Raw genomic sequence first — 16,784 nt, forward strand, 5'->3', positions numbered from 1 at the left:
GTAGTTACTTATTGCTCATCAACCATCTTACAAAAACTGTGATGGTGCTGGATACGTTACTGGCAGATCAGCCTCAACTCGTTGGACAGTTCCATCTTGCCGAGTTGGCATCTAGTGAGCAGGTACAAGTCCGGTATGGACAAGGTAAGCTCTATTTGGGTGGTGATACAGGTGCCGTATACAACATTGCATTTGAGAAGGAAGGGAGCCAACTGCTGCTTGCGCCAGAAAATAACCAAGGTGAAGTACATCAGGTTGCACTTGAAGGTGGACGACTTCAAGTAGCGGCTAAGCATTATGGGGCTTATCAGCGTTCCTTCCTGCAAGGTATTTGGCAGCAACAACATTATGTATCAACGCATACAGACAATGTGTCTTATGTTTTACCTGCTGGAGATACTCGTTACCTGGTGTTAAATGGTAAAGAACTCGTCAGCATTAAAGGTACAAAAAGAGAGGTTGTTTTAGCAAATACAGCAATTGATCATGCGGTATTGACGCCAGAATACATTGTTGTTGCGGCAGGTAGTCATGTAACGTTTATTCGCAGGGGTAGTCATCAGGCTTATCAAGTCACCTTAGAAGGTGGACGTACCGTTGAGTCGATGACACATCTGCAAAATATTATTTATGTGGGTACACATGATGGCATCGTCTTCCGAATTGATGTGGGGGCATGGCCTGTTAAAGATTATGCGGTCAGTGTTGAACCTGTTTATATGACTACTGCTCAGGCAGGACATGCTGCTGAGGCTGTGCGGCATATGGTGGCAGGTAATGAGCAATTGTATGTTGTTGGTAAAAACACAGAAGATGGTAAAGCAAATGAACTGACTATTGTTGATTTAGTGACCCTTGATACTCGTAAAGTGAAGTTGTCTGAAGCCACAGATATAACTGCTTTACATATGAACTCAGGCTTATTATGGGTGGGTTACCGAAAAGATGATGGTAATGTGCTAGTAAGTGCCTTCCATGTAGCAAACCAACAATGGCTGCCTAAATTAACCCAGCACTTGTCTTCTGAGGTGAAAGTCAGTGCCCTTGCTGTTGAGCATAACTGGCTTGCTATTGGTTTAGGGACAAATGGAGTCATGGTACGTCAGTTACCTATGGCATTGATGGCCAGTGCTTCTCAAATGGCTCAACCAAAACAACAGTCTACTGTTGCGCAAGGGGATCAATTGCATTTAGCCCTGGATAGTATTCAAGGGATAAAGGCCGTTCAGTTCATGGTGTCTACTGTTAATGTCCCTGAACTTTCTGATCGAGATATAAGCTCAATCAAACGTGAAGAAATGATTATTGGGGCTGCTCATCAAGCGCCCTTTGAAGCCGGTTTGATTGTGCCTGCTCATTTACGGAATGGTCAGCCTTTCTATATTAGGGCTCGTGTTGAAACCTACACGGGTGAAGTGATTGAAGGGGCTGAGCGTTTAGTCACCCTACAAGGTGAAGAATTACCTGGCAATCCATTCAGCGTAAGTTTGTTTATTGATAACAAAAGCTATATGCCTAAACCGTTTGAAATACGGGCAACGGTTAATGACGCGCGTTATCCCATCCAGCAAGTGGAATATTATATTTCAGACAAAGCGGGTGATAGCGAGGGCAGTTATGAGTTGATTGGTAAACACTATGGTCCAGAATATGTGATTTATCGGAATTATGGTGAAGAGCGTAATGGCCATTTTATTAAAGTCAGAGCGATTGATATTTATGGTAATACAACAGAGTCTGAGCCTATAGCCTTTACCCGACAGTTTGATACTCATCAACCCAGTGCAAGTTTGAAAGTACGTGGTGATGCTGTGTTGACTGATACTAAGCAGGTTATAGAAGGTCAAAAATTTAATGTGATAGGTAATTATCAAGACCAGGAAAGTGGTGTTGATGTCGCCTTCCTTTATAGAAATGGTGATCTGGTAAAAGCAGAAGTGGGTGGTCATCAGATCCAATTTACGGAAACAACAGCAGTAGTTGGTCAAACCCTTACCTACAAACTTGTCGTTCGTGATCATAGTAATCTAGAAACAACACAAGAGCTGACTTATCAGGTTATAGAAGATAAGCGTCCAGCATTAAGCTCATTGATGGTGAATGGTCAACAAGTATCGTTGGATGCTATGAGTACATCGAATATTCGTATTCGTGAAAGTAGTGCATTTAATGTAAGACTGGCAGCCAATGATGATGTGGAGTTAGCTGCAGCAGAAATCGCCTGGAATGGTTTCCAACATAAAGCGACTTTGGCAGGGCGTAATGATGCTGCACGTTTTAGTCTGACAGATATGCGTGACTTACGTGTGTCTGAAAGTGGCTTAGATACTGAGTTATCTGTCACTGTAAGTGATAATGCAAAACAGCAACGCATTTACACCATTCCTGTAAAACTCACCCGTGATCAATCACCTGATGCGAGTCAATTAAACGTTAGCTACCCAGCGGCTGCTATTTATGGGGCTAATCTCGCCCTTACCCTCGATAATTTATATCGTGTCGATGATGGGGGTGAAGACCAGCTGGCGGTTCAACTTTATCAAGTGTTAGATGGTCAGGATCCTGTACTTGTCATGGAGCAATCAGCACGCCGTGCCCGCAGAATGAGTGTACAGTTGCCTGTTAAGCTACCTGAGCAAGAAAATGATACTTATCGCTTTAAAATAAAATTAATTGACCGGTTTAAGCAGTTTGATGAAACACCGGTTTACCAGGTTACATTGACTCAAAAACCTAATCAGATTCGTTTTACTCAAGAGGGAGAGGACCATCTAAATCCAACGACTGTTGTCGTGGGTGAACAGGCGACATATCAAGTGCAAGTACTTGATCAAGCTGGGCGTCCAGTTTCCAGCCAGCCAGTTGAGTGGTTTGTATTGGATCGGGACAATATGCCACGTTACCCATCCGCAAACAGTACAACACAGACAAATACGGCAGGTATTGCCCGCTTTACTTTAAATACAACACTCAAAGCGAAAAAATATTTGCTCAAGGCACAATTGGCTCGGTATAGGCAAGTCGCTGCGCCTACCATGTTATTTAGTGTGCTGCCGGGACAAGCGCAAACCCTAGACCTTGACTATCCACAACAGGTTACTGCGGGAAGTGGATTTACACTACAGCTGGCTGCCTATGATAAAGCTGGCAATCAGGCTGATCTTAGCGAAGGTTCTTCTTTAACGTTAGTGTTGCCTAAGGGATTCCATTTTGGTTTTGCTAATGAGTTGCATGTCATGACTCAAAATGATCAAGAGCAGGCACAACTTGATTTGAGAAAGCACCAAAATGTAGCCATTCAAGCGGCTAATAAAGCAGATAATTACTCTTTTATACTGAATACTGCAGGATCAGAGCTGAGTGATTTAACGTTAAGAGTTAAAAAAGGTCAGTATTTTGTTGAGGTTCAACAACCAGAAATTGAAGTTTTAGCTGCTGCACCTCATCATTTTGATATACAACAAGTGAAGGTTGAGAACCACTATTTAGGGCGTGAAGAGGTGTTAGAAGCGGGAGATAAAGTATCTTATTCTCTTGCACTGATGGACGTATTTGGTAACACAATAAAACGTTTACAAAATAGTAGTGGACGCTGGGTGAATGCGAACATACAAGTCGCGTTAAAAAATAAAACGGAGCTTCTTGAAGGTATACAGCTACCTGAACAAGTTCAGTTGTATCGTGGAGCGCTAACCAAGCCTTTCACGTTAACAACAGAAAAACCCGCAGACATAATATTTGTTGCAGAAGCCAATCAAGGCTTGATGAGTGATCAGCCTGTTAGTAGCACCATTCAGGTTACATTTGTTAAACGTTTACCTGCTGTTATGAATTATGGCTTTAAACAGGTTGTTAACTCTCATATTACGCCTATTGAGTTGTTATTAACTGAACCATTACAGCCTGAAAGCCTGGACCCAGCTAAATTATCATTATTGGTAGAAGGGGCCGATCAACCTGCTAAAGGTCTATGGGAATTATCTGATCAGCAATTAACGTTTACACCTGAATTGCCTTTACCTGTTGGTGCAGTGCTTAAGTTAAACACTCACAATACAGGCTTAAAAGGTTTAGCGGCAAATGATGAAATGCTGCCACAACAACTCTCCATTAAAGCCGCGGATGTGCTTATAACACCTGTTGATACGCTTACACGTGTTAATGAAGAAACACAGCTGGTTGAGTACTTTGTGCTTGAAAATAGTGAGCTTGAAATTAAAGTCCAAGCGAGTGATTGGGTACGACGTGGTTTTCATACTGTTTGGCAGTGGCAAAGTGGTGAGCGTGATGAAGAGGGTAGATTGGATGTAGGTGAGTACAAGTATCAAACTCGGGTACCACTAATAAAAGATCGCTTAAATAGTGAAGAAAAGCCCTATAAAGATGGTGCTTTAGTTGAGTATCAATTAATAGCAATTGAAGATCGTAGTGAGTCGCCTATTGTTGGTAATCGACTGGCCTTTAATATCCTGATGATTGGGGCTGACTATGATAATGATGGCATTAATAATGAGCTGGAGTTTGCTACAGAAGGCTTAGATCCGTTAAACCCAGACTCAGACGGTAATGGTATTCTTGATGGTGATGACGATCTGGATAAAGATGGATTATCAAATAAATTAGAATTTACCCATGGCACTGACCCTGTTAATCCTGATACGGATAATGATGGCTTAAAAGATGGATATGAATGGCAATATGGCACCATAACCAAAGATGTAAATCGATTGGAGGACTTTGATGGTGATGGAATTCCTGATGTTGTTGAGTTTATCTCAAGCTCTAATCCTGCTGATGCAAACAGCTATGAAATTGATCCCTTCTATATTACTGAGCTTAAAATTATTGAAGACCAACTGCAGTATGTATTAGGTAAAGATCAGGGGATGATTGTACCTACTATCCGTTTGCGCCTTGTAAAAGACGATATTGATGTTTTATTTAACTCAAGTGATGTGCGCGGCCTATTTAATTTCACTGCAGATGATACAACGGTGGTTGAGCCAACACTGGATGGCTATTTACCATTGAAAGCAGGTGAAACCACATTACAGGTAGCACTGGCTGAGTTTGCGGGTGGTAATCTGATAGACGACGTTGTGCTGACTGTAACTGATCAACGTGAACAAGAAGTTGGTATTAAGCTATTAGAGTTAGTACAGCCTCAAAAAATATATGCAGGTGCTGATCATTCAACGCTGTATTTCGAGCTGTTGGGTGAATTGCCATATTTAATAAATAAGGCAACACTAAAAATTCCAGGGCAGGATGATATTGACCTGTGTGTTCGTACCACTGATTTTGTGGAAGGTAAAAGATATTATGAAGAAGACGAAGAGAATGAATGTTTAGGGTCAATTACTGACTATCAGTTTGAGAATTTCTACAGGCGTAAGCTTGTGACACTAGGCTATCGCTTTAAGTTAGAGTTAACTAACCCTAAACTTGAATGGAAAAAATTAGACAATCTTGAGCTACTTATTACTGCGACATCAATAAAACAAAATGCAGAAAGTGTTGATTTTCCGCTTTCTATTCCTGTTGCAGAAGATCCTAAGCTTCAAGTTGAGTGGGTTAACGAATCTGTCAGCGAATTAAATGATAGTGATACAAAGCGTATAGCAAATACGTTTAATGTATTAGGCCATACATTAAAAATCACTGATCCAGGCTTTAACACTATTGATGTTGAGCTGGAGGTTGAAAGTACAGTTGAAACTCCTGCTATCCACTCAAGTATTATTGAAAATGTTTTGCCTTTGGACAATGAAGGCGTACAACCATTTGATGTTAAGGTACCAGAAGATGGTTGTTATGATTATACGTGTATTTGCGATATTCAGCCTTATTACTATAGTTTTACTTTGAAAAAGGATATTGAGCTAAAGCCTGGACAGCACTTACTAAACTTTGTCTACCACCAAGCTTTAGAGTTAAATGATTTTTCATTTTATGTTTTCAAAAATATAGAACAACCAATATCTGCTGATAGCTACTTGCCACTTACTACAAGCAGAGAGCGTATAAATGAAGATATAGATCTTGAGGGGTTAGAAAGGGGTTATATTCCTCATTACATATTCAAATTGGCTAACCCTGAAAATGCTGAAAATGCTTTAATTATCAAAAAAGGAAATTACATTCTGGGTGGTAAAATAGATGTGCCAGGATCAATATGTAATAGTGGTTTTCCATCAGGTGATGTATTAAAGTTCTTATGGAATAAAGATATTGTTAGTAGTGAAGCAGTAACCTCGCTTTACTTAAAAACAACAACAACAAAAATACAAACGGTTGAGCAAAGGCTTAATGATTCAGAAGAAATCACCATCAGTACGCGACCAATCAAAGCTTATCAATTAGAGAAGTATCGTAAGTTAGCGCAATTCGCTGATGCATGGCTGAAGCAGGATCCCCAGGCTAAGTTTAAGCTCAAACTTACTGAGCACCGTTTAAATGAAAATCATACCGTCAAACTAGATGTTCCTTCAATTAAGAATCTGCAGGTTCCTGATTTATGGCTAGATAGAATAAAGTATGCTCAGCCTGTTGAGTTGATAGAAGGACAAGCATCATTTACTCCAGTTGGTAATGCAGTTTCACGATTTGATAGAAATCAATTGGAGCTTTTGGGCATAAATAAACAACACATAGATCATTTAGAGCGTAAAGTAAAAAGTGATTATTTGAAGTTACCTGCTAAAAACATAGATGATCCTGAGGCATTGAGGTTAATAAAGTACTTTTATTATAAGCCTGATGATCTATTTATTACTTTTCCGTGTGGACAAGATAATTTATGCAGGCTTGACCTTATAGATAACTTGATTGAGGACAATTACGAAGTTACGAGTGAAAATTTATCGAGGTCTTTTAGTTATAAGCTAGATGTTAAATTATCAGAATTGCTTGGCGAAAAGACAAATACTCTAATTGATAATCAGGCTCATATCTCTCTTTATATATATGATGGGTACAGTAGAAATTATAATGTTTGGGAGTTACCTCTTGTTGTAAATAATAAAAAAACTGAGGTCAATGCGTTACAAAATACGATTACTATACATAATGAAGTAAACAAGAGTTTGCCTGTCAAATTAACAATTAGCAGTGAGAAAAAAAGTTCTAGCATATCAAGAAAGTATTATGTTGCTTCACCTGGGGTAATTACCCCTTATTGCCAACGAGAATCTGGAGCTAGTGGGGGACCGAGTGCATTAACGTGTGTCAGTGAGGTGACGGTTAACAGTGAAAATAGCTTACAAGTAGGTAGTGAAAAAACTGAAACCATTATTGATACACCTATGATGCTGACACACCTAATATCAGGAGGAAATTATTCTACTAATATAGTGCTCGTTGATCAGTTTGGTGAAATCTATCAGTTTCCATTAAGTGTTCAGGTTAAAGCAGATACACTGCCTGAGGCCGATGTAACCTTTGATCTTGTCGAGTGGAGTAATGGTAAACATTGGGTGGATGGAAGCGCATCTTTTACGATTAATGCTCCTACAAGCTATAGAATTGAAAAAGCAGACTTGGTTGTGGGGGATACATATTATCCGTTAAATGATCATCCGAGTGGGGGGTCAAAAAACCCAACTTTAGATAACACTTATAATGTCCTTGATCTCCATCTTTCTGACTTTATACTTAGTAATGGTGCAAATAATTACCTTGAGGGTTGGCTTGAGAATAATATCAATACCGCAAAAATTTCTTTAACTATTACACTTGAGGGTGAAGGCGCTGACTTTACTAAAACCATTACTACTGATGTGCCTCTTGATTCATTTTTAATTGATTCTGATCAAATTGAACCTATAACACCTAAAAAGTTGTTCGCAGAATTAACTAATGAATATGTATTTGAGGTAGCCATTCCTGTATTGGGTAATTTTAGTCTTTCTAATGTTGTTTTAAGAGACCAAACAGGTGATGAAGTCAGTTTGGGATATGCAGGGAAATTTGGTATATATGGAAGAAATATATATCGCTATCGATTTCCTTCAAGCATTTCTTCAGGTGAATATCAGTTAGTTATAATCTATGAAGGAGCTGACGGAAAGCAATATACGCGTCAAGTTAGTCTTGTTGTTCCTGAAAAAACCATAATAAAAGATGGTTATGACGCTGAAGCTGATTTGGGTTTTGAGTGGAGAGGTGAACCAAAACTCTTTGCTGGACTTCCGGTAAAATTAAAATATCAGCTTAATAATATACGTACTTTGTATAAGGACCCCGTTGTAATTTTTAATAAACAAAGCTACCAAGATCAGCACTGGAACAATGAAGACAATATTGGTGAATTAGAGGCTGATATATTGGCTCATCAAGTTGGAGAGGAAATTGCCTTTAAGTTAAAAGTACGAAAGTGCGAAAATATGTATGTATACGAAGAAAGTACCCCAATTTGCCATTGGGGAACGATTAAACGTACATTAAAAGTACTTAAAGAACCCGCTCCAACCTTTAATGCGGAAGAGTTTAAAAAGCCTATTGAAAAACCACTCGGTGGTAGCTTGAAGTTTGACTTTACTGTGACTGATCCTGGTTTTAATGAACTAACGGCTGAGCTTTTGGTTGATGGCAAACCATTACAACCCACACAACTTAAAGTCTATGAACTTGATACAATTCAGCGTAGTGATGATACGCTAGTTCCTTATCAATTAAGAGATAGCCAAGAGTATTTATCACCAATATATGCCAGCTTTAAAACGAAAAAAGTGCTAACTGCAGGCTCATGTTTCCTATCATTTAAAGGAAATGTTGCTGGTATGAAGCTAGCGCTGTTTAAAGATAATGGCTTCTTTGACGTGGACAAAGATAAAATCCAGCAGATTACATTCAAAGAACAACCCATTGATGGCAATACTACACAGTACTCAGCATGTGTATCTGATAATGCGATGCTAAATGAAGGGCAGTACTTATTAGGTATATTGACAGAGGGTATCAGTGTTACTGAGCCAGTGAATGATGAGGTGTGGGAAACCGGAGAGTATGCGTGTAGTAGTTGCCAACAATCAGTCACGCTAAAGTCGTTTAACTATACTTGGAGTGAGGTTCAGTCTGTCGAAGCCAATCTTAAGCCCTACATTAAATTTACCCCTAAAGTAAAAGTGGTAGAAAATAATAATGAAGTTAAGTTTTACCAGATTGAATGGAACCCCTGGTATCAAATAACGAAAAGTGATGAGAGTAAAACCTTTAACTGGCGAATTACTGAGCATAGGCTTGGAGGTATCCGACAGGTTATATCTCCTGAATTTAAAATAAAAGTATCTGGAAAACCTCATCCACCATTGAGTTTTATAGGTAATTTATCAAGTGAACAGCCTATCTGGCAGTTTGAGTTTGAGATTAGTGAGGGAGATAATAAAAACACTTATATTTGGTTTGCTGATAAACCAAAGAACTCTAGGTTGAAGTATTTGTTATTCAAGGATGTTGTGGCAGGGCGCCAAGTTGAACAATATATATCAAAACAGGCTGCCTGTAATGATGCGCTTGGATCTGATAGGTCAATTGTTTCAAGAAGACCTTATGAAGCAGGACACTATATATTGATTATTAGTGATCGAGACCTTAAATACAAGAATGGTGAGTTAGAGCATAAGCGTGACCCAAAATATACTGGGCCATTTGAAGTAAGAATTGATAAACAGTTCACTGGATGTAGTGTACAATAGATTTCACGATGTACCTGAAGTACAGTTTACCCATTGATAATGGGAATATTTGATGTTTTTAGGTAGGAGGATATGGGGCATGCCTCCGCCATATTATTCGTTCTATGTGGTTGAGAGTAGTTAATGAAAGTAGTTTTAGGCGTTATTTTTTCAGGTGTGCTGCTGGCGGGATGTCAAGAACAGGGGCAAACATTGGCGAAAGTAGCAGACAAGTCTGTTACCCAGGATGAGTTTTCAGCCTATTTGGCTCATAAACATATTCCTGCTGATAGTGAAAAAAGAGTATCCGCCGCACTGGATGACTACCTGGCGCGTGAGGCACTAGCTAAAGCAGTTGAGCAATCAGCGTTACTGGATAATAAACTTATTGCTGCTGAGTTGAATGAATTTAGAAAACAGATGCTGATTAGCCGCTACTTTGAAAAGTATTTAAACAATGTAGTGACTGAGGATGCACTACTAAATTACTACGCTAATAACCCTGAGCAGTTTCAAACAAAGCGTGTCAATGTTGCACATATTTTATTCCGTGTCAGACGGGGTATGACTCAACCAGAAATTGATGCGCTGAAAACAAAAGTATATGAAGTGTATAGTAAACTCCAAGCAAGTGAGACATTTGCTGATTTGGCAAAAGCCTACTCACAAGATGTCCTTTCTGCTGAAAAAGAAGGCGAGTTGGGTTGGATTAAAGAAGGCGCTATTGACAGCGAGTTTTCTCGAATTGCCTTTAGCTTAGAAGAAGGTAAGTACTCCGAGCCCTTTCGTACACCATTTGGTTTTCATATTGTAAAACAACTTAAATCCCCTCAAATAATCAAACAACCTTTTGAGGCTGTGAAGGGAGATATTCGTTATCAGCTTAGGGCGGAAGCTAAACAAGCAGAATATGACAAGCTATTAAAGCAAGTAGTAGTAAAAAAAGTAGCTACCTTAAATAAAGTTGAGTAGAAACTATTTTATAATAGTAAGGTGCGCATTATTTTTAATATATCCACTGCGAAGGTTACATATTACTCATAATGAGGTGTATATGTTTACAGTGGGTATATTTTATATTCAATAATTTTATTAAAGCTGAAAGTTAAACTTTAAAATGAAGTACCTTTTTATTTTATTTTATACGTCGTTGTTGCTAGTAACAGGTTGTGACTCTGCTTCAAAACAAGATGATGCAAAGCAAAAAAATACTGAAAGTTCACAAGATAGTGGAACTATTGACAGTGACTTGCAGGTAAACAAAGAAAATATAAGTGACCGTGAAAAAATAGCAAAAGTCGGTAGCTGGTATATTACACAACAACAATTAGACTTCATGACTGACAGGACTTTAGGTTCTGCTACATTAGCGATAATGTATGATCAGGTGGGGGAGCAATTGTTGAAAAGCTTGATTGTGTCAAAAGCTATGGCTCAGCAGGCTTTGGTTGATTTAAGTGATGTTGAAAAAGAAGAGCTTGATTTACAAGTTAATGCTTATCGGGAAGAAATCTTGGTAAGAAAGTACTTAGAAAGTAATGCCAATGTTCAACCTGTTTCTGAAAAAATGGTGCGAGATTATTATCAGCAGCATTCAGAAAAATTTGGTGGTTTAACCTTAAAAAAATACCAAATTATTAAAACAGTAAACTTGCCTTCAGATAAGCTGTTACTGGCATCAGAGCTTTTTTCCAAAATACAGGCAAACTCAAACTGGCAAGAGGCTGTTTTAGAACTAAAACAAAATAATATTATGGCATTAACTGAGTCTTTAACATCAAATCCACTGTTGCTTTCCAATGAACTGCGGATTTTATTGGAAAATACAGGTGTAGGAGAGCTATCGCCAGCCACGATTATAAATGGCAATTTATACCGTGTTGCAGTAGTTGAGGATGTTAAAACACCAGTAAAAAGCTTACAAGAAGTGGCTTCAGATATCCGAAAAATGTTAGCGCCACTGCAATTGAAAAAAGCGGTTAAGGCAGCTTCTGATGAGGTGTTAGAAAAAGTAGTAGTAGAGTATTACTAAAAAAAGGATATCTTGTATATACCCAATACGAATGATTTTTAGGTGCGGCCATCAAGTGACGAAATCCCATGAGCCTATATTAATAGGTGATTGGGGTGAGGAGTAAAGATAACAAAACCTAGAAATCATTCGTGAAGGGTATACCTTTCCTAAGTTAAAGAATTTGATTTGTGAAAGGGCAATAGGCTTTAAACGTTTGTCTGAAATATTAAATAGTAATGAGAAACGGATGGTTACAATAAAGGCTGTTCTGCGCGGAACGTTGTATTTGATTCTGTTATGGGGCTATGCCGTAAATGGTTTAGCGAATAGTTTACCCATGTGCAGTGCTGTTTTTAGCAACGGGATTCAATCACATCACCGTTCAGGCAAAGTGACAATTACTGATAACACAAAGATTGTTTCGTCATCTTGGATAATTGATACACCAACGCTGGATATTATTGCCTCACCCTCACCCTTAGTCTCAGAAAGTCGCACAAACGTTAGTTCAAACTGCCAATATACGGCATGTATTGCTTCAGATAAGACCTCAGCAACGTTAACCTTCAATGATTTTCCAGATAATGCATCTATTTTTAACGAGCATACGCCAGATAATGTGTTAACCGTTGTGGGCCAAGAAAATAATCAGTGGCAGCAGTTGACTGTTGGTTCACAAGGTATTGCTACTATTGTGCCTGGAGCTAAGTATTATTATATAGAACAGTTGACCTTAGAAGACGACAGCCAACTTATATTGCCGCAAGGAGAATATTGGGTTGGTACATTAAACATGGGTAAACGTAGCCAGATACATTTAGCCTATGATAGTGCAGTAAAGCTGAATATTCGTGATCAACTTAATCTGGAAGAAAAAGCACAGCTTAATCCGGAATTTCACCCTTTATGGTTAATGATTGGTAAATCGTTAAAGGCAGGTAAAAGTAGCCGTTTATTTGGCTGGACTTATGTCGTTTCAGATGCCTATTTGAGTGAGGGTAGTTTTATTAAAGGGGCTCTGAGTGCCGCTAATAGTGTGCTGGGTATTGAAACAGCCGTTGATTATTCTCCTGTGGGTACATGGCCTGTTTCAGGTGAAGCACCTTGTGATATGTCATTGAATGCATTAGCGTTAACTGCCTGGTCAACAGATAATGCGACTCATACGCTTAATCCTAGTGTAGAGGTGGAAAGCGTAGAAGAGGATAATAATAACCAACCTTCTCATAACAATCCTTATGTTAATCAATGTACAGCCGCATTTCCAAATGCAGTGCAAAGCCCTACTCAAGGAACTATTAATTTTTGGCTAAATGCACGATTAACCAATACCAGTAGTAACCTGCTTGCTGCAAAGGAAGTTAATGTCAGCAGCTCATTTTCAGTCTTTAACAGTTGTGATAATACTAAATGTTTACCAGGTAATGTGGCTTCTCCTGCACTTACACTCAGTGATTTTAAACATAGCCCCAAAACTGAACAAATAAATCTTGCTTGGAATACAACTCAGGTTTTTGATCAGGCTGACTATGGAGAAATTGTCGCACCGTTTAATAATGAACTGCGTTTTCAACCTCAAACGAAAGAAGTTCGCATTAAACGCTTAGCGGTACATGCTGGTACAAAAATTATCATGGCTCCAGGTGACTATTGGATTGAAAAGCTAGAGCTGGGTAATCACAGTGATATTGTGGTGCAAGGTGAAGGTACTGTGCGCCTGTTTGTTTGGGAGTCGTTACATATTGGTTGGCGTAATGCCGTCAATAAAAATAATGCGGCTAACAAATTGTTTATTTATGGGTTTGGTGGAGTTTATTTATATACCAGTGCTCATGTTAATGGCTTTATTTATGCGAAAGGTAATGCACAGTTAAGCTTTCGCAGTCACCTGAGAGGTGCACTGTCTGCAAGTAATATTAATTTACACACCAATGCGCGTATTGATTACCTGCCGGAACAGTTAAGTAGCTTGGATTTTGGTACTCTTTGTGATTTAGATAACGATGGTATCTATGATGAAATAGATCAAGATACTGATGGGGATGGGGTAAGTGATGAGGATGAAATAAATGCGAAAAGTGATCCTTATGACCCTGCGAGTAAGCCTCAGGATTTAGATAATGATGGCATCTATGATGCTTTAGATGATGATATCGACGGTGATAATGTCAGTAATGAGGAAGAAAAAGCTGCAGGCACTGATCCGCGTGACCCCAATGACTTCCCTGATAAAACGCCACCTGTTATAACCTTAAATGGACCCACTGAACGCACAGTATCAGCTGCACAGGTTATTATCACAGGGAAGGTTTCTGATGTAGGTAGTGGTGTTAAAGCGCTATGGGCTATTCAGCATAGTCAACATGATACTCAAGTCTATGCATCACTTGATGAACAAAATTCTGGTGAGGAAGATAGTGTTTTACAGGAAAGCATGTTTCGTTTGCCTTTACAGCTTATTCCTGGAGACAATCAGTTTACCTTATTTGCCATTGATAATAAGAAAAATAAAGTACCACTGTCATTACGTATTACCTTTAATTCTGCATTATCATTAGAGAGCCTTTCCCCTGCCAGTGGTGCAATGGTCACTGAAAATAACGTGACGGTTACAGGAACTTTTCATGGTAGTGCTACTGAGCTTAATAAAGTGACTGTTCATGTGGGGAGGAAGCTTGCTAAATTAAGTAAAGTAGGTACAGATGCAGCATCTGACCTTATTCAGTTTACGGCTACTTTGCCTTTAAGCTACGGGCTTAATACACTTGAGCTGTCTATTTCCTTAGGTGAACAAACACTAACAGAAAACCTGGAGTATATTTATCGTCCAGAAGATTTAACCTTATTGACTGCACCCGAGGTAGAAATTATATCGCCACAGTCACCCTCATTAATAGCACATCAAACAGCAACACTTTATGCGAAAGTGTATAGTTCTGTGGGTGGGCTTAACGTCGCTTTGCAGGATAGTCTTGGTCAAAGTACACAACTCAAGCCTATTAACTTAGGTGAGGGGCAATATATAATTAGAACTTTAATCACTTTGCCCAAACGTGAAAAAGTGAGCTATACACTGAGTGTTGAAGATGCTTTGCAGCAGTCAACACTTAATGCGTTAGAACTTTATCAGGATTTAAGTTCTCCAGAGATTATATTACCCGCATCTCTCAAGCTGGGTTCTGAAGTGAATAATGTCAGTAAAGGGGAATATTTACTCATTGGTGAAGTGAAGGATAATAATATTCGTCGCTTTACTATTAATAATACGTCAGTTCAGTTAGAACCAGTCGGTGAAAATCACTACCAGTTTAAATCACAATTAAAGTTTTTACCCAACCAACCATTTTGGGTATCTGTTGTAGCTATTGATGCCTCTGATAATAAAACTGAAAAAACCATAGTATTCCAAACTGACAGCGCAATACAGTTAAACTGGTTAAGTCCAAATTTTCCATTTCACTTACAGGCAACAGAAAATAATGCATTTCAAGCATTAGTTAATGTACTTCAGAGTTCAGATAATGAATCATTTGAGGCTTGGTTAGTCGATTCAGCAGGCGAACAACAGAGTGTGCCTGTTAATCAAGCACAAACACTGCTCACATTATCAGTACCTGATATTAAGCAAGCGGGTGACTATCAGCTTAAAGTAATTGCCAAAAACACTACAGGTGATGTGCTGAGTGAGCTAATTGGTGTAATTACAGTTATTGATCAACAGTCATTACCAGTAAAAATTAGTCAGTTAACACCTGCAAATAATACAAAGGGTATAGAGCCAGATAGTTTTATTTCTGTACAGTTTAATCAGGCTATTGATATCGCAGATGTGGTAATTGATGTTAAGCAAACGGCACATGGGTTAACGTATGTAAACCCCTACCAACAAAATGCGCATAAAACTGATCAAGAAGTGCAGTTTTTATTTGCAAAAGGACATCAGTTACAACAAGTTAATTTTGATCAAGTACCTGTAAATTACTCCCCCAGTCAGTTACCAGGTAAGCATACTTTAGCTTTTTATCCTGAAGTGCCTTTAAGTTATGGTGCTGAAGTATTTGTTACCGTGCGTTATAAAGGTAAAGAATTATCAAGAAGTCACTTTTATACACGGGATTTGCCTACTTTTATTGAAGGTGGAGTGATAAACAGTTTGGGACAGCCTCAGGCTGATGTTGAAATTTTAATTAAAGAGTTAGGTCGAGTCACCAAAACCAATCAAGATGGTGCTTTTGCCTTTGGTTATGGTGATACCGCTGAACAGGTTATTCCTGAAGGTCGGTATACTTTTGTTATTAATCCACAACAAAAAATACTTGCACTGGGCACTATTGATATTCCTATGTCGATTGAAGGCGGACGCCGTAACCAATTGAGCCTTATGCAAGTGCCTAGTGTCCAGACAACGATTCCATATCAATATATTTCACGGGAACAGCAAGATATTAAACTGGCACAAGGTGATTTAGAGCTTAAGCTTTCGGGGCAACAGCTTATCTTCCCACAAGGCTACGATCGTCGTATACACACACAGTTTTTACCTGGCTCAGGTATTGTTCGACCAGTACATCCTAATTTTGGACCCAGCTGGATTTACCAGCTGCAGCCAGCAGGTATTACCACAACAGGACCTATTCATTTATCACTGGCATTACCCAAACGCCAGGGTAGTTATGATTATTTACCTGATACCTCAACCCAACCTTATTACGTACTGCTGGTGGGCTATAACGAACAGCAAAATCTTATTACACCGGTTGGAGTTGGGGAAATTAAACATCTTATGCTGACAACGTTAGAAAATCAGCCTGTAGACTTTAAGCGGTTGGATTATATTGGTTTTTATATGCCATCGAGCAAGCAACAGGAAATAGTTAAGCGTTTTGTTATTGGGGAAATTGGTTTTGCTTCATTAATAGCCATGCTTAATCAGTAGTTGATAAAAAAATAATCCTATTGCAGTGGGGTTAAATCCTTAGTAAAGCATTAATTGGCCAATGATTGATTCGTTAAGGATATACACTCACAGCGAAAGATTTTTATACCCCTAGGGCACAAGGGGGCGACCGTGAAGAGTGTATTTGGGTGTAATGTAA

The 16,784-nt window shown here is 38.9% G+C and carries 4 protein-coding genes (1 of these 4 running past the window's edge); all 4 read left to right on the plus strand.

The features are described from left to right. Positions 1 to 9,695, plus strand: the 3' end of a protein-coding gene (locus tag KCG35_RS16285) for an IPT/TIG domain-containing protein (protein WP_215820856.1). 24,703 nt of this gene lie to the left of the window's left edge; the window shows 9,695 of its 34,398 coding nt (coding positions 24,704–34,398); its start codon lies beyond the left edge, outside the window; it ends in the stop codon at positions 9,693 to 9,695. Between the two features lie 123 nt (positions 9,696 to 9,818). Then, the gene (locus KCG35_RS16290) at positions 9,819 to 10,646 is read left to right on the plus strand and encodes a peptidylprolyl isomerase (RefSeq protein ID WP_215820857.1); all 828 of its coding nucleotides are present in this window, start codon (positions 9,819 to 9,821) and stop codon (positions 10,644 to 10,646) included. A gap of 145 nt (positions 10,647 to 10,791) precedes the next feature. Further along, positions 10,792 to 11,706, plus strand: coding sequence for a peptidylprolyl isomerase (locus KCG35_RS16295; protein ID WP_215820858.1), 915 nt, complete (start codon positions 10,792 to 10,794; stop codon positions 11,704 to 11,706). 229 nt (positions 11,707 to 11,935) lie between these two features. Beyond that, positions 11,936 to 16,624 carry a thrombospondin type 3 repeat-containing protein gene (locus KCG35_RS16300; protein ID WP_215820859.1) on the plus strand — a complete coding sequence of 1,563 codons (4,689 nt, stop codon included), beginning with the start codon at positions 11,936 to 11,938 and terminating at the stop codon, positions 16,622 to 16,624. The last annotated feature ends 160 nt before the right edge of the window (positions 16,625 to 16,784 follow it).

Origin of the sequence: Zooshikella harenae, from assembly GCF_018837975.1 — a bacterium.
In the GTDB taxonomy this organism is placed as follows: Bacteria; Pseudomonadota; Gammaproteobacteria; order Pseudomonadales; family Zooshikellaceae; genus Zooshikella; species Zooshikella harenae.

What these genes read in the sequence shown, in the direction of transcription:
- KCG35_RS16290 (WP_215820857.1), top strand. Translation starts at nt 9,819, where the DNA reads ATGAAAGTAGTTTTAGGCGTTATTTTTTCAGGTGTGCTGCTGGCGGGA.
- KCG35_RS16295 (WP_215820858.1), top strand. Translation starts at nt 10,792, where the DNA reads ATGAAGTACCTTTTTATTTTATTTTATACGTCGTTGTTGCTAGTAACA.
- KCG35_RS16300 (WP_215820859.1), top strand. Translation starts at nt 11,936, where the DNA reads ATGGTTACAATAAAGGCTGTTCTGCGCGGAACGTTGTATTTGATTCTG.